Below are 19,515 nucleotides of genomic sequence, written 5' to 3' on the forward strand. Positions count from 1 at the left end.
TCAACCCGTCGCCGAGCGGGCCGGGTCGGGGGCGGACGAGGCCGCGATCTCGTCGGCGAGATGGCAGGCCGTCCAGTGGCCGGGGCGCTGCTCCTCCAGCGGTGGCGGAGTGGTGTCGCAGAGCCCGGGCCGGGCGAACGCACAGCGCTCGTGGAACCGGCAGCCCGACGGGGGCGCCGCCGGGCTCGGGGGGTCACCGGCCAGGGGCGCCGGCCGGGACCGCCGGTGTGGATCGGGGACGGGGACGGCATCGAGCAGACCGCGCGTGTACGGGTGGCGGGGCCGGCCGAAGACGTCGTCACGTCCGCCGAGCTCGACGATCTGGCCGAGGTACATGACGGCCACGCGGTGCGCGATGGTCCGGATGACGGCCAGGTCGTGCGAGATGACCAGCAGCGAGAGCCCCAACTCCGCCTGCAGCCGGGACAGCAGCGTGATGATCTGCGCCTGCACCGACACGTCGAGGGCGGACACCGGCTCGTCGCAGACGAGGACCCGCGGGTCCAGGGCGAGACCGCGGGCGATGGCGACCCGCTGCCGCTGGCCGCCGCTGAGCTGGTGCGGGTAGCGCCGGCCCAGCTCGCGCGGCAGCTCGACGATCTCCAGCAGCTCGCCGGCCCGGGCGCGCTGCTCCGCGACCGACCCGCGGCGGTTGATCCGCAGCGGCTCGCTGACGACGTCCTCGACCCGCAACGCCGGGTTCATCGACGCGGCGGGATCCTGGAACACCAGCTGCGCGGTGCACCGCAGCTCGCGCAGGCCGGCCGCGCTCAGCGTGTGCAGCACGCGGTCGCCGAACGCGACCGAGCCGCCGCTGGGCTTCTCCAGCCCCAGCAACGCCCGGCCCAGCGTCGACTTGCCCGAGCCGCTCTCGCCGACCAGCCCGAGCGTCCGTCCGTGCTCGAGCTCGAGGGTGACGCCGTCGACCGCGCGCACCGGCGCGGCTGCGCGGCGCCACGAGCCGCGGCCCCGGTAGTGCACCCGCAGGTCGTCGAGCGCGACGACGACCGGCGGGCCGGCGGACTCGCCGTCGCCCGTACGCGAGCGACCCTCGTCGGCGCCCGTGCGCGAGCGAACGTTGTCGGTGCCCGCCCGTAGGGTGGGACTCCCTCCCAGCCGGGCGGGTACCGCACCCGCAGCGTCGCCGGCGGGCACCGCACCAGGAGAGACCGCGCCGGCGGGCACCGCACGGCCGGGGTCCAGCCGTTCGCCGGAGCGATGGCAGGCCACGGCGTGGCCGCCGCCCGCCACGAGCGGCAGCAGGGCCGGGCGGGCGGCGGCGCACGTGTCGTGGGCGTGGTCGCAGCGCGGGGCGAAGACACAGCCGCCGTGGTGCGCCTCCGGATCGGGCAGGCCACCGGGGATGACCTCGAGCTGCGTCCCCGCCGGAGCGTCCAGTCGCGGCATCGCGCGGAGCAGGCCGGCGGTGTAGGGGTGCACGGCGGCGTCGAACAGGTCGGCGCACGGCCCCTGCTCCACGACCCGCCCGGCGTACATGACGGCGACCCGGTCGGCGATCTGCGCGACGACACCGAGGTCGTGGCTGATCCAGATCACCGCCATGCCGCGTTCCCGGCGGATGCGGTCGACGAGGTCGACGATCTGCGCCTGGACGGTGACGTCCAGCGCCGTCGTCGGCTCGTCGGCGACCAGCACCCGCGGGCCGCAGGCCAGCGCCATCGCGATCATGACCCGCTGGCGCATCCCGCCGGAGAACTGGTGCGGGTAGTCGTCGGCGCGGGTCCTCGGGTCGGGGATGCCGACCTCGCCCAGCAGCTCGACCGCCCGGCCGTGCGCGGCGGCACGGGACACGTCGGCGTGCGCCCGGATCGCCTCGGCGATCTGCCGGCTGACCGTGTGCACGGGGTTCAGCGACGACATGGGGTCCTGGAAGACGACGCCGATCTCGGCGCCGCGCACGGAGCGCAGCGCGCGCTCGTCCATCGCCAGCAGCTCACGGTCGCGCAGCCGGATGGACCCGGCGACCTCCGCGTTCTCCGGCAGCAGCCCGAGGGCCGCCATCATCGTGACGCTCTTGCCCGATCCGGACTCGCCGACGACGGCCAACGTCTCGCCCTGCGCTACGGAGAGGTCGACACCGCGGACGGCGTGAACGTCACGGCCCGAGGCACGGAAGGTGACCCGCAGATCGCGAATGGCCAGCAGCTCGGCGACGGCAGACGCCGAGGTGACCATCAAGTAGCCTGGCGCCGAAGAGCAGCAGCGGGTGGAAGATCGCGGTTCGTCAGCCTCGGGTGGATGCGCATTCTGGCCCCTTCCGACTGTGATGTGTCAGGTAACCTACGAGTGATGCATCACCGTGGCAAGAGCCGCGAGGAGAGGTAACGCGGTTGACACACACGACCGAGGGGACGCCGGGGGCCACCGCCACCGACCTCGCCTACGAGCGCCTGAAGCGTGCGATCCTCATCTGTTCGCTCGCTCCGGGCACTGAGCTGCGCGAGGCCTCGCTGGCCGAGCAGTTCGAGCTCGGCCGCACACCGGTGCGCGGCGCGCTGGGCCGGCTGGTGCAGGACGGCTTCGTCGAGGTCCGGCCTCGCAAGGGCTATCGCGTCACCGACCTCAAGGTCACCGACGTCAACGAGGTGTTCGAGCTGCGGCTGCTGCTCGAGCCCGCGGCCTGCGAACTCGCCGCGTCCCGGGCGCCGCGACAGGCCATCACGGCGCTGCACCACCTGGCCCATACGGAGTACGACCACACCGACCCGGACAGCTACGAGCGGTTCATCGTCGACAACCGCGAGTTCCACGTGCGGCTCGCCGAGGCCGCGGGCAACCACCGGCTCGCCCGGTCGATCCGCACACTGCTGGAGGAGATGCAGCGGCTGTTCTTCCTCAGCCTCACCGTCAAGGACACCAGCAGCGAGCAGGTGCACGAACACCTCGACCTCTACGACGCGATCGCCTCCGGCGACGCCGCACGCGCCCGGAAGATCAGCGCCGACCAGATCGAGCAGAGCCGGCGCCGCGTCATCGAGGCCATCGTCACCGGCTTCACGCCGAGCCCGTTCCACCAGCCGGCGAACCTGGGCCTCTGACGTCCGGCGCTCCGGCCGACGCCGTTCCTGAGCCGTCAGACCGCTCTCACCTCGGCAGAAGTTCGCCGGCGCACCCTTCCGCGACTGTGATGTTTCAGTTAGTGTTCGCTGTGATGTATCACTGACGTCGAGGCTGTGGGAGCGCTGCGCAGATGGACGACGAGCACGGGCATGGGCACGGCCACGGCCACGGCCACGGCCACGGACATGGCCACGGGCACGGGCACGGGCAGGACCGGATCAGTCTGTGGGGCCGGGTCACCCACCTCTTCCGCCCGCACGCGCACGACCACACCGAGGCCATCCAGACCGCCGAAGAGGCCAGCATCGAGGGCATCCGCGCCGCCTGGATCGGCCTCGGCGGCATGGGCGCGACGGCCGTCCTGCAGATCGTCATCGTCGCCATCAGCGGCTCGATCGCGCTGCTCGCCGACACGCTGCACAACCTCGGCCACCTCGTGACCACGATCCCGCTGGTCATCGCGTTCCGGCTGGGCCGACGCGCGGCCACCAAGAACTACACGTTCGGCTACCGGCGCGCCGAGGACCTCGTCGGGCTGCTCATCGCCGGCGTCATCGCGCTGTCCGCTGCCCTCATCATCTGGGAGTCCGTCGACGCGCTGGTCAACCCGCGTGAGCTCAGCAACCTCGGGTGGGTCTTCGCCGCCGGCATCGTCGGCGCGCTCGGCAACGAGCTGGTCGCGATCTACCGTATCCGCATCGGCCGCAAGATCGGCTCGGCCGCGCTGATCGCCGAGGGCAACCACGCCCGTGCCGACGGCTTCACCTCCATCGCCGTCGTGCTGGGCGTCATCGGGGTGTGGCTCGGCTTCGCTCAGGCCGACGCGATCATCGGGCTGCTCATCGCGGTGGCGATCCTGTGGATCCTGGTCGAGTCGTGCAAGTCGGTGATCCGGCGCCTCATGGACGGCGTCGAACCCGGCCTGGTCGACGACATCCACCAGGTCGCGTCCCGCGTGCCCGGTGTGCAGTACGTCGACGGCGTCCGCGCGCGCTGGAGCGGCCACCGGCTCGAGGCCCAGGTCACCCTCGGCGTCGACGCGACGCTCACGGTCGCCGACGGGCACCGGCTCGCCGAGGAGGCGCATCACGAGTTGCTGCACACGATCGCGCACCTCAACGAGGTCAGCGTGCACGTCCATCCGGCCTACGACGGCGTCACGCCGCCCGAGGCGCACGAGCTGACCCACCACCACTCCTCCGCCGAGGCGCGTCGCGCCTACCAGGAGGCTCACGGCAGCGTCTGACGAGCGCCTCCGCGCCCGTCGCGGAATGCACGCCTCCCCCTCGGGGGTTATGCGGGTATCACCGACGTTGGAAAGGCACCTTGCTCATGAGCACCACCACACTGACCGGCCAGACCTTCGCGCAGACCGTGGAGGACAACGAGATCGTGCTGGTCGACTTCTGGGCCGCGTGGTGCGGCCCGTGTCGCATGTTCGCGCCCGTCTACGAGCAGGCCGCCGAGCAGCACCCCGAGATCGTCTTCGGCAAGGTCGACACCGAGGCCGAGCAGGACCTCGCGGCGATGGCGCAGATCACCTCCATCCCCACCCTGATGGCCTTCAAGAAGGGCCACCTGGTCTTCGCCCAGCCCGGCGCGCTGCCGGCGGCGGCGCTCGAGCAGGTCATCGACGCCGTCACCGAACTGGACGTCGACGCCGCCCTCGCCGCCGCGCAGGACCAGCAGCAGTAGGCGGACCGGACCGCCGGTGGCGCACCTAACGAGTGCGCCACCGGCGGCTGGTCACGGCGCGGTCGTCACGGCGAGGTAGGGGCGATCGACGCTGGACTCACGGGCGTTGAACTGGACGTGCGGGCCGTAGGTCGCCACGTCGCCGGTGAGGGCGACGCCGAGATCGCGCCCCTCGGCCGCGAGGCCGCGGACGAGCTCGGTGACGTCGACGGTGTACCAGCCCGCCTCGGTGCCGCTGACGCGCAGCGTGCCCACCCGGTCGCCGAGGGGCGGCCGCGTGTTCCACGTCAGCGCCGTCTCCACCCAGCCGGTGTCGGCGACCGCGTGGACGCCGACCGACGTGGTGGTGTTCTCGGTGCTGAGCCGGCCGTTCACGTGCACGACGGCAGCGGTGATCGTCCGGCCCTGGGCCGCGGACAGCGGGAACGTCAGGTAGGCGATGCGTTCGAAGCCGCTGCCGAGGCTCGGGTTGTTGCGGACCTCGAGGGCGCCCCGGCCGTAGTTGACGTCGGCGGAGGCGCCGTTGCGGACGTGCGTGTCGGCGCCGGGCTCGATGTGGCCCGGGTCGACGACCACGACCGGCACCCGGACCGCCTTCCACACGGAGCCGAGCGTGACGACGGCGCCGACCGTCGTCGACCCGCCACCGATGGCCGTGACCTGGCCGTTCTCGTCCACGTCGGCGACCCCCGGGTTCGCGCTGACCCAGTCGACCCGCGCCGCCGAGAGGTCGGCGGTGCTGCCGTCGGTCTGGACGCCGGTGAGCGACAGCCCCGCCCGTTCCCCCACGGCCAGCTCGGGCAACGTGCCCGGCGACGGTGTCACGCGGCCGAGCCGCACCGGCGACGGCGCGCGATCGGCCGCGGCGTCGGCGTCGGTGGCGTACGCGCGGACCTCGAGGATGCTGTTGAAGTCGCTGACCGAGTTGCCGTGCCCGACGATCCGCAGGTAGCGGGCACGCGAGGTCTCGAGGTCGTACGTCTCGAGGTCGTCGGTCGTGCCCGAGGACACCGCACCGGTCAGCAGCTCGTTCCAGGAGCTGCCGTTGCGTGAGGCCAGGACGTCGAAGGTCGAGGTGCGCGTATGGCCGTTGTAGAACGCGACGGCGGCGGCGGACACCTCGCTGACGCGGCCCAGGTCGAGGGTGAGGGTCTGCCCGTCGCCGGGCGCGCTCCAGCGCGATCCGAGGCTGCCGTCGACGACGTTCTCCGGCCCGTTGCCGTCGTCGGCGCTGGCCGTCACCGACGCGACGGGCAGCGCGTTGCCGGTCGTGCCCGCCCGGCGGAAGTGCACCTCGTAGACGGGTCCCTCGGCGTCGCCGCGACGGGTCTCGACGCGGGCGACGCCGGGCAGCGTGGCGGGCCGCGACACCGTCGCGACGACACCGTCCGCGGCGCGCACCTCGACGTTCGGCGGCACCCGCCGGTTCGCCGGCACGGTGACGTCGTACCGGTACCGGTCGGCCCGGAAGTCGCTGAGCCGCGTCCCGCCCACGTCGATCGAGGTCAGCGCCTCGGCACCGGCGCCGTCGACGTCCCAGGAGGCGAGCGGCGTGATCTCGGGAACGTCCGCCGGGGGCTGCTGTCCCGCGCCGAGCGGCACGAGCCGCAGCGCCACGCTGGTGTCGGTGACCGACGGCAGGTGCAGCATCAGACTGCGCATGCCGGTGACGGGCTTCTGCCCGCCCGGGTCGGGGGCGCCCGGCAGCGGGCCGGCGTCGCCGACGACGATACTGCCGCCGTCGGTCAGCAACTGCAGGTAGAGGCGCTGGCCACCGCGGTGGAGCACGGCCGAGCGGCCGTCGTCGGCGACATCGACGTCGGCTCGGGTGAGCAGGAACTGGCGGTAGTCGATGGCCGCGCCGGCCTCGACCTCGTCCTGGATGAGTACCTGACGGCGGTCGTCGAAGAGCCGGACGCCCCGCTGCGCGCGCTCCACCCGGTCGCCGTACATGCCGGTGAGGTCGGTGACCGAATACCACTCGCGGGCGCTGGATCCGACCGCGGTGATCGGCGCGCCGGCGCGCAGCGCGGCCGACGGCGTCGGGCCGGACCCGAGGAGCATGGTGTTCTGGCCCTCCGGCCGCGTGACGTAGTAGTCCCACCGGCCGCCCACGTCCTTGCGCCAGTCGAAATAGGCCCCCTGGTAGGTGTCGGCGCCGAGCTCGTCGAACCAGCGCACCCCGTTCGCGTCGAGCACGAAGTCGCCGGCGTCGAGGTTCATGTGCGCGGTCACCTGGTCGTACCCGCTGCGCAACCCCTTCGTGGCGACGTAGACGGCCTGCGGGTCGTCCCAGGCGCTGCGGGCGGTGGCGACCTCGACGCCGGCGAAGTGGGCGTCGGTCGCCTCGGGGTGACCGGCCCCGGAGGCGGCGTCCGGGTCGTACCAGAGGATGTCGAGCGGGCCGGCCGATCGGTCGGCGCGCTCGGCCTGCCAGGCCGCGTAGTGCGGCGCGTCGTAGCGGCCGGCGAGCCACATCATGAACGGCGAGTGCCAGCCGCTGGTGACGCCGCCGAAGAGTTCGCTGGGACCGTCGCCGAAGTTGAAGGCCTGGCCGGGCGTCCCGGTGACCTGGATGCCGAAGTCGCCCGTGGCGGACAGGCCCGGCAGGCCGGCGAGCCCGAAGTCGGTCCCAGTGGCGGTGGTCATCGCGGCGAGATAGGTGACCAGGTAGTCGGTGCCGTACTGCCAGTAGGCCGGGCTCTCGGCGTACCCGCCGTCGGGGGCGTACTCGGTGATGCCGTACTGGATGGACGTGATGCTCTTGCGGAGCACCTCGTCGGCGATCGCCGGCGCCTCGTCGCCGATCGCGAGCGCGCCCAGCGCGACGGCGTTGGAGACCAGGTTCCAGTTGTGCGACTGGCCGACGAAGAAGCTGGTCCCGGTGGTGTCGTAGTAGGGCAGCGCGGTCTCGAGGGCGTGGGAGACGATGGCGTCGCGGATCGTGGCCCGCTGCTCCTCGGACAGGTAGTCGTACAGCCAGTCGTAGCCGATGGCGACGGCGTTGGTCATCTCCCCCACGTCGAGGAAGTGCGACGGGTTCCAGTGCGGGAACGCCGCGACGGCGAGCAGCTCCTCCGCCCCGCGGGCGGCGTAGCGCTCGTCGCCCGTGAGCTGGTAGGTCGCGGCGAGCGTGTACGTGCGGCGCTTGACCTCGCGGCTCGTGCTCAGGGTGTTCGGCGCGTCCCTGAACGTCACCGGCTCGGTGGGCAGGATCGCGTCGGCGTCCGCGCGGACCTTGGCGAACCACGCGCTCAGCCGCGCGTCGTCCTCCAGTCGCTCGCGCGCGATCCGGAACGTCTCGGCCGTGGCGAGCAGCCGCGGATGCTCCGGTGTCAGCAGCTCGACGACGCTGGCGGGTGGCTCGATCGCGGCGGCGTGAGCGGGCTGGGTGGTCAGCGGCTCGGCCACGAGCCCGGTCACCGCGACGGCGAGAACGACGGCAGCGGCACGCAGCCGCCGGCCGGCCGATCGGTACGCGAAGTGCATGTGGGGACCCTTCGTCGTTGACGGGGCTCCGAGGTTAAAGCGATTTCACTACAGCGGTCAACAGTCGGCGGACCCCTCGCAGATCGCACCTGTTCAGCGGATCGCGCGCCGGGTTACATCGTTTTCGAATCGAGCGTCTAGCGGTGGTGCGCCACCGCGACACTCGTGCGGACGACGACGTGGGTGCCGAACATGACGCGCTGCTCGCCGCCGTCGGGCTCGAGGGCGAGCCGGGCCGCGGCCCGGCCCAGCTCGGGGGCGGGAATGTGCACCGACGTGAGCCCGAGGTCGGTGGCCAGCGGGGAGTCGTCGTAGCCGATGACCGAGATGTCGCCGGGCACGCTCAGCCCGTGCTCGCGCAGGGCCTGCAGGGCGCCGGCGGCGACCTGGTCGGTGTGCGCCATGACCGCCGTGAACTCGGGTTTCCCGGCGCCGAGCAGCCGGTTCATCACCGTCATCGCGGAGCCGCGGTCCCAGGTGGGCCCGACCTCGAGGTCGGGATCGGCGACGCCGCCGAGGTCGGCCAGCGCCTTGCGGTAGCCGGCCAGCCGGCGGATGGTCATCGTGCTGCCGTCGGGCCCGCTCAGCTGCAGGATCCGGCGGTGGCCGCGCGACAGCAGATGGCTGGTCGCGGCGTAGGCTCCACCCTCGTTGTCGTACTCGGCGACCGCCGCGGGGACGGCGGGCCCGATGGGCGGCCGGGCGCAGAGCACGAGGCGGGTGCCGGTCTGGGCCAGCGACTGGGCGAACGCCGTCATGTCGGCGCGGTACTGGTCGGACTCGACGACGGTGCCGGTCAGGATGATCGCCTGAACGTGCTGGGCGTTCATCTGCCGCAGGACGTCGATCTCGCGGCCGGCCTCGCGGCCCGTGGTGCCGATCAGGCAGAGGCGGTCGGCGTCGGTGACCGCGGCGGTGATCGCCTGGACGACGGCGAGCAGGAAGCCGGCGTCGAGCTCGCGGACGACGATCGCGATGGTGCCGCTGTCCTGGCCGGTCAGCGCCCTGGCGTGCGGGTTGGCGACGTAGTCGAGCTCGCGGACGGCGCGCATCACCTTGTCGCGGGTGCGCGGCGCCGGCGGATAGCTGCCGTTCAGGATCCGCGAGACCGTCGAGACCGAGACGCCGGCGCGGGCCGCCACGTCGCGGATGCCCGGGCGCTGCCTGGCGGACTCCGTCCGTTGCGCCACGGCGGGCGCGTCCTCGGTGCTGCTCACGGTCAGATGCTAGCCCGAGATCGCTGCAAACGTTACAACTGACACCCCCAACCGTGCCGTCCGCCAGCGAGGTACGCACGTGCGTCGCCCGAGTTCCGCGAGGTGGTGCGTGTTGACGAGGGGACGGAAAGCGCTTTATCTTTCCACCTCGGCGGCATGAGCCGCAGCGGGACACCGTCAGAGCGTGATCGGCGGCTCGGCGCTGAGCAGCCGGTGTGTTCGCGCGAATTCCAGCGCCAACCCGTCAAGGGAGTGGGTTGTGTCGAGTTCCAGGCTTCGTTCTCACCGTCGCGCGATTCCGGGCGCGACCGTCGCCGTCGTCGTGAGCGTTCTGCTGGCCGCCTGCGGAGGAGGCGATGACAGCACCTCCGGAGCGGCCGGCTCCGCCGGTCCCGACGAGCCGTCGGGCTCGATCACGCACCTGACACACGTCGACCCGGCCACGTTCGAGCCGTACGTCGCGGCGTTCAAGGAGAAGTACCCCGAGGTCACCGACGTCAAGATCGAGCGGCTGACCAACTACGCGACCGAGGTCAAGACCCGGATGTCGACCGACGACTACGGCGACGTCCTCGGCATCCCGGCGTCGGTCACCCCCGACCAGCTGCCCGACTTCTTCGCTCCGCTGGGCGAGCGCGACGAGCTGACCCAGACCTACCAGTGGCTGAACAAGTCCTACGAGGGCAAGGTCTACGGCATCCCCGACCTCGGCAACGCCCAGGGCTTCCTCTACAACAAGGTCGTCTGGGAGCAGGCCGGCATCACCGACTACCCGACGACACCCGACGAGTTCCTCGACGACCTGCAGGCCATCAAGGACTCGCAGCCCGACGTCGTCCCGTTCGTCACCAACTACAAGGACGGCTGGCTGATGGCGCAGTGGGAGAACTACCGCGGCATCCCCTCGCACGACCCCGACGTCGTCTACGACACGGCGAACTCCGACGCCCCGTGGTCCGGCGGAGGCGACTACGAGGTCATCGACGGGCTGCTGTACGACATCGTGGCCCGCGAGCTGATCGAGCCGGATCCCACGACGGCCACCTACGACGAGACCAAGATCAAGATCGGCTCGGGCGAGATCGCGACGATGGCGGTCGGCTCGTGGGCCGTGCACCGCGCGGGCCGCGACATCGAGAAGGCCGGCCTGAACCCCGACGACATCGGCTACATGCCGTTCCCGGTCCAGCACGACGGCACCTTCTACGCCGTCACCGGACCCGACATCACCCTCGGGATCAACGTGCACTCCGAGAACGAGGTCACCGCGCGGGCATGGCTGGACTTCCTCGTCGACGAGTCCGGCTACTCGCAGGACCAGGGCGGGCTGTCCCCGCGCATCGACGGGCCGGTCCCCGACGTCCTGGCCGACTTCACCTCCCAGGTCGAGCTGTTCGCGCTCAACCCGCTGCCGCCCGGCGAGGAGTCGCTGTTCAGCGACATCAGCACCGCGTCCGGCATCGTGACGAACGACGGCAAGTACCGCCAGCAGATCGTCGACGACGCCCGATCCGGCAACCGCGACAAGCAGGAGATCTTCGACGACCTCAACGCGGCGTGGGCCGACGGCCGCGCCCAGGCCGGCGGCTGAGCAGAATCAGGCGGTAGCGATCGATCATGTCTGCCCCCACCCAGGCGGACAGCCCCACGCCGACGACCACCGACCGGCCGGGTGCCGCGCGGAACCTCCGGGTCCCGCGCGGCACCCGCCCGCGGTCGTGGCGCGCGACCCTGACGCCGTACGTGTTCGTCGGCGTCCCGGTCGGGCTGTTGCTGCTCTTCACGTACTGGCCCGTGCTGAACATGTTCCACTACTCGGTCACGGACTGGGACGGCCTCGACCGGACCAAGAACGTCGTCGGCCTCGACAACTACGTCGCGGCGTTCACCGAGCCCGACAACCTCCGCGTCTTCTACGTCTCCCTCTACTACTTCGTCGCGTCCCTGGTGCAGATGGCGCTCGCGCTGTACTTCGCGACCCTCCTGTCGTTCCGGGTGCGGCTGAAGAACCTCTGGAAGGGCGTCCTCTTCTTCCCCTACCTCATCAACGGGGTGGCGATCGGGATGATCTTCCTCAACTTCCTCAAGCCCGACGGCGGCCTGGACGCCTTCCTGACCGTGCTCGGTCTCGAGGAGGCCATCCGGCAGTGGACCGGCGACCCCGCCCTGATCAACATCACCCTGGCCTCGGTGTCGGTCTGGCGGTACATGGGCCTGAGCTTCGTGATGTTCCTGGGCGCCATCCAGTCGATCCCGAGCGGCATCTACGAGGCGGCCGAGCTCGACGGCGCCAACCGCTGGCACGAGTTCTGGTTCATCATCCTGCCGTCCATCCGGCCGATCGTCGGGCTGCAGGTGATCCTGGCGATCTCCGGCTCGCTCGCGGTGTTCGAGGTGCCGTACGTGATGACCGGCGGCGGCAACGGGTCGGAGACCTTCGTCATCCGCACCATCTGGACCGCGTTCGAGCGGAACATGGTGGGTCTGGCCTCCGCGATGGCCGTGGTGCTCCTGCTCGCCGTGCTGCTCGTCACCTGGATCCAGCGCCGGCTGGTGCCCGAGAGGCAGGTGGACATCGCGTGAAGCAGGCCACCGTCTCCGTCGCGAAGTACGCGTCCCTGGTGGTCGCGTCGATCGTGACGCTGCTGCCGATCGTCCTCATCGTCTTCGGGGCGTTCAAGGACTACCAGGAGTACGTCTCGACCAACCCGATGACGCCGCCGCGCGACTGGCTCAACCTCGACAACTTCGCCACGGCGTTCGCCGACGGCGGCATGGCGCGCGCCTTCGTCAACACCGGGCTCATCCTCGCGGTCGCGGTCGCCGGCGCGGTGCTGAACGCCGCGTTCGCCGCGTACGCCATCGACCGGTTCCGGTTCCCCGGACGGCGGCTGATGCTGGCGCTGTTCCTGCTCGCCGCCCTGGTGCCCGAGGTGACCACCCAGGTGGCGACGTTCCAGCTGGTCAAGGCCCTGGAGCTGTACAACACGCGCGGTGCCCTGGTGCTGCTGTACATGGGCACCGGCATCATCTCGATCTACATCTTCCTGCAGTTCATGCGGGCCATCCCGCGTTCGCTGGACGAGGCGGCCATGATCGACGGCGCCGGCCACGCCCGGATCTTCTTCCGGGTCATCCTGCCCAACCTCAAACCGGCCATCGCGACCGTGGTGATCATCCGCGGCATCAGCATGTACAACGAGTTCTACCTGCCGTTCCTGTACCTGAGCGACCCGGAGAAGCGGCCCATCGCCACGTCGCTGTTCGCGTTCAAGGGCCAGTACGGGGCCCAGTGGGAGGTCATCTGCGCGGGCGTGGTGCTGACGATCGTGCCGATCCTCGTGCTCTTCCTGTTCCTGCAGAAGTACGTCTACAACGGCTTCACCGCGGGCGCCACCAAGTGAGGAGAAGCCAATGATCATGGGCCGGTGAGAGCCGCCCGGGCCAGCCGCGCCAGCAGCCCCCGCATCCGGGGCGTACCGATGCGGGCGCTGTGCGGCGTGGAGTTCAGCAGGCCGAACACGGCCTGGACGGCGGCACGGCCCTCGTCGGGCGACAGGTCGTCGCGCAGCCGCCGGACGACCGAGACCCACAGGTCGATGTAGGCGAGCTGCCGGTCGCGTACGTGCTTGCGCGCCGCTTGCGGGAGGTTGCGCCACTCGCGTTCCTGCACGACGATCAGCTCGGGGCTGGTCAGCGCGAAGTCCACGTGCCAGTCGACGAGCGCGTCGAGCGCGGCGCCGGCGTCGGCTGCCGCCTCGGCCCGGGCGCGGCCCTCCCGCAGCAGCCGCTCGGAGATCTGGGTCAGCGACCGCCCCAGGATGTCGGCCTTGCCGGCGAAGTGCTTGTAGAGCGCCGGGCCCGAAATGCCGCAGGCGGCGCCGATGTCGTGGACCGACACCCCGTGGAACCCCCGCTCGGCGAAGAGCCGGGCGGCGGTGTCGAGGATCTGCTGCTGCCGCGCACTCACGGAACACACCCTAGCCCGTTGGGTTAACAACCATTAACCCGTTGAGCTAGCATGCGTCCATGACATCGTCGTCGGTCACCGCACGGCCGGGCCTCCGCGAACTCGTCGACGAGCTGCGCGAACGGCTGACGCTCGTACGGCGCGGCGGATCCGAGGCGTCCCGCGAGCGCCATGTCGGCCGGGGCAAGCTGCTCCCGCGCGACCGCGTCGACCGGCTGCTCGACCCGGGTTCGCCGTTCCTGGAGATCGCCCCGTTCGCGGCCTGGGACCTGTACGGCGGCGAGGTGCCGTCCGCCGGCATCATCACCGGCATCGGCCGGGTCGCCGGACGCGAGTGCGTGGTCGTCGCCAACGACGCGACGGTCAAGGGCGGCACCTACTACCCACTGACGGTCAAGAAGCACCTGCGCGCGCAGACCGTCGCACGCGAGAACCGGCTGCCCTGCGTGTACCTGGTGGACTCCGGTGGCGCCTACCTGCCGATGCAGGACGAGGTGTTCCCCGACCGCGAGCACTTCGGCCGCATCTTCCACAACCAGGCCACCATGTCGGCGGCGGGGATCGCGCAGATCGCCGCGGTCATGGGGTCCTGCACGGCCGGCGGCGCCTACGTCCCGGCCATGAGCGACGAGTGCGTCATCGTGCGCAACCAGGGCACGATCTTCCTCGGCGGCCCGCCGCTGGTGAAGGCGGCCACCGGCGAGGTGGTCTCGGCCGAGGATCTCGGCGGCGGCGACGTCCACGCCCGCGTCTCCGGGGTGGCCGACCACCTGGCCCGCGACGACGCCCACGCGCTGGCCGTCGTCCGGTCGATCGTCGGCACCGTGCAGCGGCCGGCGGCCCCGTCGCTGTCCCGGGCGCCGGTGGAGGAACCGGCCGAGGACCCGGCCGGGTTGTACGACGTCGTCCCGGCCGACTCGCGCACCCCCTACGACGTCCGCGAGGTGATCCGCCGCGTCGTCGACGGATCCCGCCTCCAGGAGTTCAAGGCCCTGTACGGCGAGACCCTGGTCTGCGGGTTCGCCCACATCTGGGGTTATCCGGTCGGCATCCTGGCCAACAACGGCATCCTGTTCTCCGAGTCGGCCCTGAAGGGCGCGCACTTCATCGAACTGTGCAACCAGCGCGGCATCCCGCTCGTCTTCCTCCAGAACATCACCGGGTTCATGGTGGGCCGCGAGTACGAGAACAAGGGCATCGCGAAGGACGGCGCCAAGCTGGTCACCGCGGTCGCCTGCTCGGTCGTCCCGAAGTTCACCGTGGTCATCGGCGGCTCGTTCGGCGCCGGCAACTACGGCATGTGCGGACGTGCCTACGACCCGCGCTTCCTGTGGATGTGGCCGAACGCGCGGATCTCGGTGATGGGCGGCGAACAGGCCGCATCCGTGCTGGCCACCCTGCGCACCGACCTCGCCACGCCCGAACAGGTCGCGGCGTTCAAGGCGCCGATCCACGAGCAGTACGAGCGCCAGGGCTCGCCCTACTACTCCACCGCCCGGCTCTGGGACGACGGCGTCATCGACCCCGCCGACACCCGGAGGGTCCTCGGCCTGGGGCTCGCGGCCGCGGCCAACGCCCCCGTGCCCGCCCCTTCGTACGGCGTCTTCCGGATGTGAGCGCGATGATCTCCACTCTCCTGATCGCCAACCGCGGCGAGATCGCCCGGCGGGTCATCCGCGCCGGGCGCGCACTCGGGCTGCGCACGGTCGCGGTGTACTCCGACGCCGACCGCGACGCGCCCCACGTGCGCGACGCCGACACCGCGGTGCGTCTCGGCCCGGCGCCGGCCGGCGAGTCGTACCTGTCGATACCGGCGCTGCTGGCCGCGGCGGAGGCGACGGGCGCCGACGCGGTACACCCGGGCTACGGGTTCCTGTCCGAGCGCGCGGAGTTCGCCCGGGCGGTCACCGACGCGGGCCTGGTGTTCGTCGGGCCGGGCGCCGGCGTCATCGAGCGGATGGGCCGCAAGGACGCCGCCCGCGAGGTGGCGGTCGCCGCCGGTGTCCCCGTGGTCCCCCGCGGCGACGACGCCCTCCCCGGCGCGGGCGGGGCGTGGCCGGGGCCGGTCCTGGTCAAGGCCGCCGCCGGTGGTGGCGGCAAGGGCATGCGCATCGTTCGTGCCCCGGCGGAGCTGCCCGCGGCGATGGAGGCGGCCCGCCGTGAGGCAGCGGCGGCGTTCGGCGACGACACCCTGCTCGTCGAGCGGTACATCGAGCACGGCCGCCACGTCGAGGTGCAGGTGCTGGCCGACCACCACGGCGCCGTCGTGCACCTCTTCGAGCGCGACTGCTCGACTCAGCGCCGGCACCAGAAGGTCATCGAGGAGGCGCCCGCGCCCACGGTGTCCGAGGCCGCCCGCAAGGTGCTGCTCGAGTCCGCCGTCGCGCTGGCGCGCGAGGTGGGCTACACCAACGCGGGCACGGTCGAGTTCCTGGTCGCGGCCGACGACGTGTTCTTCCTCGAGATGAACACCCGGCTGCAGGTCGAGCACCCGGTCACCGAGGCGGTGACCGGACTGGACCTCGTCCAGCTCCAGTTGCTGATCGCCTCCGGCGAGCCGCTCGGCTTCACCCAGGAGGACGTCGGCTGCGCCGGCCACGCCATGGAGGCACGGGTGTACGCCGAGGACGCGTTCGCCGGGTTCCTCCCCCAGGCCGGCGTGGCCACCCACGTCCGGTGGACGCCACGGGCGCGGGTCGACGCCGCGTTGGAGAGCGGCTCGGTGGTCGGCACGTCTTACGACCCCATGCTGGGGAAGATCATCGTGCACGGCCGGACGCGCGAGGCCGCCAGGCGTGCGCTCGTCGCCGCACTCGACGACACCGCGATCCTGGGCGTGCGGACCAACCTCGGCTTCCTGCGCTCGCTGGCCGCCTCCGACACATTCCGCGACGATCTGCTCGACACCGCCTGGCTGGACGACCACCCGGGCGCCATCACGCCGCCGCCGCCCGAGATCGCCGAGTGCTTCGCGGCCTGGGTGGTCGCGACCGGTGCGCGGGCCGACGACTCGCCGTTCGGCGCGGGCGACGGCTGGCGACTCGGCGGGCCGGGCGCGCCGGTCATCGTCGAGCTGGCCGGGCAGGTGCACCGCGTCACCGCCGGCGGCGTCGACGAGCACGCCGTCCGCCCGCTCGCCGCCGGGGACCACGACGACCCGATCCGGCTCGAGATCGACGGCGTCGCGCACGAGGCCGTGGTGCACGCCGGACCACACGCCGTGGAGGTCGCGCACCTCGGCCACACGTTCGTTTTCGACCGGCCCGACGCGTTCGCCCCGGCCGAAGCGGCACAGGACGGCGACGGCACGGTGACGGCGCCGATGCCCGGCACCGTCGTCGCGGTGAACGTCGCCCCCGGCGACTCGGTCGCGACCGGTGACGTCCTCGCCGTGATGGAGGCGATGAAGATGGAACTGCCGCTCAGAGCGCCGCTCACCGGGGTGGTCACCGCCGTCGGGGTGGCCGCTGGTGACCAGGTGCCGCTCAGGCACCCGGTCGCCACGGTGTCGGCCGAGCCGGAGGGCGGCGACGCCGATGCGTAGCCCGCAGCTGGTCCCGGCCGCCGGCCTGCCCGCCCGGGTCACGATCTACGAGGTCGGCCCGCGCGACGGGTTGCAGAACGAGGCGACCACGGTGCCCGCCGAGGTCAAGGTCGAGTTCATCACCCGGCTGCTCGCCGCCGGGCTGCCCGTCGTCGAGGCCACGTCCTTCGTCCATCCGGCCTGGGTGCCGCAGCTGGCCGACGCCGCCGAGGTCATGACGGCGCTCGGCGACGCCGGGCGCGACCTCCCCGTGCTGGTCCCCAACGAGCGCGGCCTCGACCGCGCGCTCGAGCTCGGCCTGCGCCACGTCGCGATCTTCGGGTCGGCGACCGAGACCTTCGCCCAGCGCAACCTGAACCGCTCCCTCGACGAGCAGTTCGCGATGTTCGAACCCGTCGTCGCCCGTGCGCGGGCCGCCGGGCTCGACGTCCGTGCCTACGTGTCGATGTGCTTCGGCGACCCCTGGGAGGGCGATGTGCCGATCGGCCAGGTCGTCGACGCCGGGAAGCGGCTCTTCGACCTGGGCGCCACCCAGCTCAGCCTCGGCGACACCATCGGCGTCGGCACGGCCGGGCACGTCACGGCGCTGCTCGACGCGTTCAACGCCGCCGGCCTGCCCGACGACGTGCTCGCCATGCACTTCCACGACACCTACGGCCAGGCCCTGGTCAACACCCACGCCGCGCTGCTGCACGGCGTGACGACGTTCGACGCCAGCGCTGGCGGGCTCGGCGGCTGCCCGTACGCCGAGAGCGCCACCGGCAACCTCGCCACCGAGGACCTGGTCTGGATGCTCGACGGCCTCGGGATCGAGACCGGCGTGTCGCTGCCCCGCCTGGTCGAGACGAGCACCTGGATGGCTCGCCACCTCGGCCGGCCGGCTCCCAGCCGCGTGGTCGCCGCCCTGGAGTGACCTCGGCGGTACGGACGGGCTCGGGGCCCGGCGCGTGCCGCGCCGGGCCCCGGTCCACTCACCTGCTCATCACTCCAGGAGCAGGCGCGGTCCGGCCTTCCCCACGTCGCTCTGGGCTGCGGCGCGCTGGATGCCGCTCGCCTCGCGCCCGGTGATGACGCCGTCGGCCTGCAACTGCCGGGTGACCTCGGTGACGTGGCGGAGGAACGCCCCGCGACTGCTCCACGGCTGCTCGTCGAGGATGAGGTCGTTGATCGTCGTCCCGCTCGAGACGGTCCGGTTGGCCACACCGCTGTCGATCCCGCCGACGATCACCATGGTGTCGGCGACGACGATCGTCAGCTGCTGCCAGTCGCCGGCGTTGCCCGCGGCGTCGGCGGAGCGGTACTCGATCTCGTACACCGCGGCCGGGTCGAGCGTGACCGGTGCGGAGTACACGGTGTAGTCGGTCTCGCCGACCGGCCGGAAGTGCGTCTCGACCACACCCGACGCCGCGTCCGTGGCGGCGAGCGTCAGCGTCGCCGGCCCCAGGTAGACGTCGCCGTCGAGATCACCCTCGGCCGTTGCCGTGGTCTCCGGCGCGGTCAGGTCGACCGCCACCTCGACCGTGCCGGTCTCCGACGTCCCGGCCGCGTTGCTCGCCCGGTACGCGACCACCTGTGCGCCGTCCTCGTCGATCGTGACCGGCCCGCTGTAGGCCGTCCACTCCGCCTCGCCGACGCGGTACTCGATGGAGGCGCCGGGATCGTCGGCGGACAGGGTCACCGCCGGCGCCGTCACGTACCAGCCGTCCTGGCCGTCCGGCTCGGCCGGCGCCACGGTGGCCGACACCGCCGGCACCTGGACGCCGGGGCCGGCGTTGAGGTGCAGCCAGTTCACGTTGGCCTCCGCGCCGGGGAACACCAGGTAGAGCTGGGTGGAGCCCTCGGACGGCTCGAGATCGACGGTGACGTCGGTCCAGTTCGCGACGTTGTCGTTCAGCACGATGGACGCGTCGTTGCCCTGACCCGACGAGTCCACGATCGCGGCGCCACCGGTCTCGTCGAAGTCGTAGGCCACGACGTTGCCGCCCTCGTCGCCGGCCGGGCCCGCCATCAGCGCCTGGACCTGTGCCTGGGTGAGCGCGCGGTCGAAGATGTGGAACTCGTCGAGCGTCGCGTTCAGGTACGGATCCGAGGCGTACTGGGACCGAATCAGCCAGTTCTGCGTCGTCGCCCCGAGTGCGGACGGCTTGAACGTCAGGTTCGCGTTCGTCGCGACCGCAGCTCCGTCGAGCCACAGGGTTCCCGTGGTACCGGACTGGGTGACGGCGACATGGTGCCACCCGGCGGGGACCTCCTGGTCGTAGCTGACCTGCTGTTCGGAGGCGCCCTGTGGCTTGATGGCGTAGCGCAGGCCCGGAGCCCCGCCTGCGTTCGGCGTCAGGAACATGTTGACGCCCGTTCCCGAACCGAAGTCGAAGATCCGCGACCACTCCTGGCCGGCGGCGGGCCGGTTGATCCAGGTGGCGATGGTGAAGTCGCCGGACAGGTCGCTGACCACGCCGGTCGGCAACGCGGCGTACTGGTGGGCGGTTCCGGAGTTGAACTGGACGGCGTTGCCGAAA

At 71.8% G+C, this 19,515-nt stretch carries 14 protein-coding genes; 9 read left to right on the plus strand and 5 right to left on the minus strand.

Annotation, left to right across the window (positions count from 1 at the left end):
* The gene (locus DZA62_RS34440) at nucleotides 1–2,196 is read right to left on the minus strand and encodes an ABC transporter ATP-binding protein (protein ID WP_116953506.1); all 2,196 of its coding nucleotides are present in this window, start codon (nucleotides 2,194–2,196) and stop codon (nucleotides 1–3) included.
* 155 nt (nucleotides 2,197–2,351) lie between these two features.
* Between DZA62_RS34440 and DZA62_RS34445 the strand changes: the two genes are divergently transcribed.
* The 3 genes from DZA62_RS34445 to trxA all read left to right on the plus strand — a co-directional run bounded on the left by DZA62_RS34445 (nucleotide 2,352) and on the right by trxA (nucleotide 4,776).
* Nucleotides 2,352–3,059 (plus strand): GntR family transcriptional regulator, encoded by a 708-nt coding sequence (locus tag DZA62_RS34445; protein WP_116953507.1) that lies wholly within the window; start codon nucleotides 2,352–2,354, stop codon nucleotides 3,057–3,059.
* A 152-nt stretch (nucleotides 3,060–3,211) separates the two neighbouring features.
* Nucleotides 3,212–4,327 (plus strand): cation diffusion facilitator family transporter, encoded by a 1,116-nt coding sequence (locus DZA62_RS34450; protein ID WP_116953508.1) that lies wholly within the window; start codon nucleotides 3,212–3,214, stop codon nucleotides 4,325–4,327.
* Nucleotides 4,328–4,413: 86 nt separating this feature from the next.
* On the plus strand, nucleotides 4,414–4,776 hold the full coding sequence (gene trxA / locus DZA62_RS34455) for a thioredoxin (protein WP_116953509.1): 363 nt from the start codon (nucleotides 4,414–4,416) through the stop codon (nucleotides 4,774–4,776).
* Nucleotides 4,777–4,827: 51 nt separating this feature from the next.
* On the opposite strand, the gene DZA62_RS34460 is transcribed toward trxA, so the two are convergent.
* A complete protein-coding gene (locus DZA62_RS34460) occupies nucleotides 4,828–8,265 on the minus strand; it encodes a CBM96 family carbohydrate-binding protein (RefSeq protein ID WP_116953510.1) in 3,438 nt (1,145 codons plus the stop codon).
* Nucleotides 8,266–8,402: 137 nt separating this feature from the next.
* The gene (locus tag DZA62_RS34465) at nucleotides 8,403–9,482 is read right to left on the minus strand and encodes a LacI family DNA-binding transcriptional regulator (RefSeq protein ID WP_198664514.1); all 1,080 of its coding nucleotides are present in this window, start codon (nucleotides 9,480–9,482) and stop codon (nucleotides 8,403–8,405) included.
* Nucleotides 9,483–9,804: 322 nt separating this feature from the next.
* Between DZA62_RS34465 and DZA62_RS34470 the strand changes: the two genes are divergently transcribed.
* From DZA62_RS34470 to DZA62_RS34480, 3 genes are read left to right on the plus strand one after another with little or no spacing between them, the layout of a single operon-like run.
* Nucleotides 9,805–11,073, plus strand: coding sequence for an ABC transporter substrate-binding protein (locus DZA62_RS34470; RefSeq protein ID WP_157988101.1), 1,269 nt, complete (start codon nucleotides 9,805–9,807; stop codon nucleotides 11,071–11,073).
* Nucleotides 11,074–11,099: 26 nt separating this feature from the next.
* On the plus strand, nucleotides 11,100–12,065 hold the full coding sequence (locus DZA62_RS34475; protein ID WP_116953512.1) for a carbohydrate ABC transporter permease: 966 nt from the start codon (nucleotides 11,100–11,102) through the stop codon (nucleotides 12,063–12,065).
* Nucleotides 12,062–12,886, plus strand: coding sequence for a carbohydrate ABC transporter permease (locus tag DZA62_RS34480; RefSeq protein ID WP_116953513.1), 825 nt, complete (start codon nucleotides 12,062–12,064; stop codon nucleotides 12,884–12,886). Before DZA62_RS34475 ends, DZA62_RS34480 begins: the two co-directional genes overlap by 4 nt.
* A 14-nt stretch (nucleotides 12,887–12,900) precedes the next feature.
* Here the strand turns inward: DZA62_RS34480 and DZA62_RS34485 are convergent, their stop codons facing one another.
* Nucleotides 12,901–13,452 carry a TetR/AcrR family transcriptional regulator gene (locus DZA62_RS34485; protein ID WP_198664515.1) on the minus strand — a complete coding sequence of 184 codons (552 nt, stop codon included), beginning with the start codon at nucleotides 13,450–13,452 and terminating at the stop codon, nucleotides 12,901–12,903.
* Between the two features lie 59 nt (nucleotides 13,453–13,511).
* On the opposite strand from DZA62_RS34485, the gene DZA62_RS34490 reads away from it, so the two are divergent.
* The 3 genes from DZA62_RS34490 to DZA62_RS34500 are packed head-to-tail and all read left to right on the plus strand — an operon-like array spanning nucleotide 13,512 to nucleotide 17,909.
* Nucleotides 13,512–15,068 (plus strand): carboxyl transferase domain-containing protein, encoded by a 1,557-nt coding sequence (locus tag DZA62_RS34490; protein ID WP_116953515.1) that lies wholly within the window; start codon nucleotides 13,512–13,514, stop codon nucleotides 15,066–15,068.
* A 5-nt stretch (nucleotides 15,069–15,073) separates the two neighbouring features.
* Complete coding sequence (locus DZA62_RS34495; RefSeq protein WP_116953516.1) at nucleotides 15,074–16,996, plus strand: ATP-binding protein; 1,923 nt, start codon at nucleotides 15,074–15,076, stop codon at nucleotides 16,994–16,996.
* The gene (locus tag DZA62_RS34500; RefSeq protein WP_116953517.1) at nucleotides 16,989–17,909 is read left to right on the plus strand and encodes a hydroxymethylglutaryl-CoA lyase; all 921 of its coding nucleotides are present in this window, start codon (nucleotides 16,989–16,991) and stop codon (nucleotides 17,907–17,909) included. Before DZA62_RS34495 ends, DZA62_RS34500 begins: the two co-directional genes overlap by 8 nt.
* A 69-nt stretch (nucleotides 17,910–17,978) precedes the next feature.
* Here the strand turns inward: DZA62_RS34500 and DZA62_RS34505 are convergent.
* Nucleotides 17,979–19,515: LamG domain-containing protein (locus tag DZA62_RS34505; protein ID WP_198664516.1), on the minus strand; the 1,537-nt coding region annotated here is incomplete at its 5' end.

Origin of the sequence: Jiangella endophytica (assembly GCF_003427025.1) — a bacterium.
GTDB lineage: Bacteria > Actinomycetota > Actinomycetes > Jiangellales > Jiangellaceae > Jiangella > Jiangella endophytica.

Excerpts from the sequence above, each read along its gene's own strand:
- DZA62_RS34440 (WP_116953506.1), bottom strand. The coding sequence starts at position 2,196 with ATGGTCACCTCGGCGTCTGCCGTCGCCGAGCTGCTGGCCATTCGCGAT.
- DZA62_RS34450 (WP_116953508.1), top strand. The coding sequence starts at position 3,212 with ATGGACGACGAGCACGGGCATGGGCACGGCCACGGCCACGGCCACGGC.
- trxA (WP_116953509.1), top strand. The coding sequence starts at position 4,414 with ATGAGCACCACCACACTGACCGGCCAGACCTTCGCGCAGACCGTGGAG.
- DZA62_RS34460 (WP_116953510.1), bottom strand. The coding sequence starts at position 8,265 with ATGCACTTCGCGTACCGATCGGCCGGCCGGCGGCTGCGTGCCGCTGCC.
- DZA62_RS34475 (WP_116953512.1), top strand. The coding sequence starts at position 11,100 with ATGTCTGCCCCCACCCAGGCGGACAGCCCCACGCCGACGACCACCGAC.
- DZA62_RS34490 (WP_116953515.1), top strand. The coding sequence starts at position 13,512 with ATGACATCGTCGTCGGTCACCGCACGGCCGGGCCTCCGCGAACTCGTC.
- DZA62_RS34495 (WP_116953516.1), top strand. The coding sequence starts at position 15,074 with ATGATCTCCACTCTCCTGATCGCCAACCGCGGCGAGATCGCCCGGCGG.
- DZA62_RS34500 (WP_116953517.1), top strand. The coding sequence starts at position 16,989 with ATGCGTAGCCCGCAGCTGGTCCCGGCCGCCGGCCTGCCCGCCCGGGTC.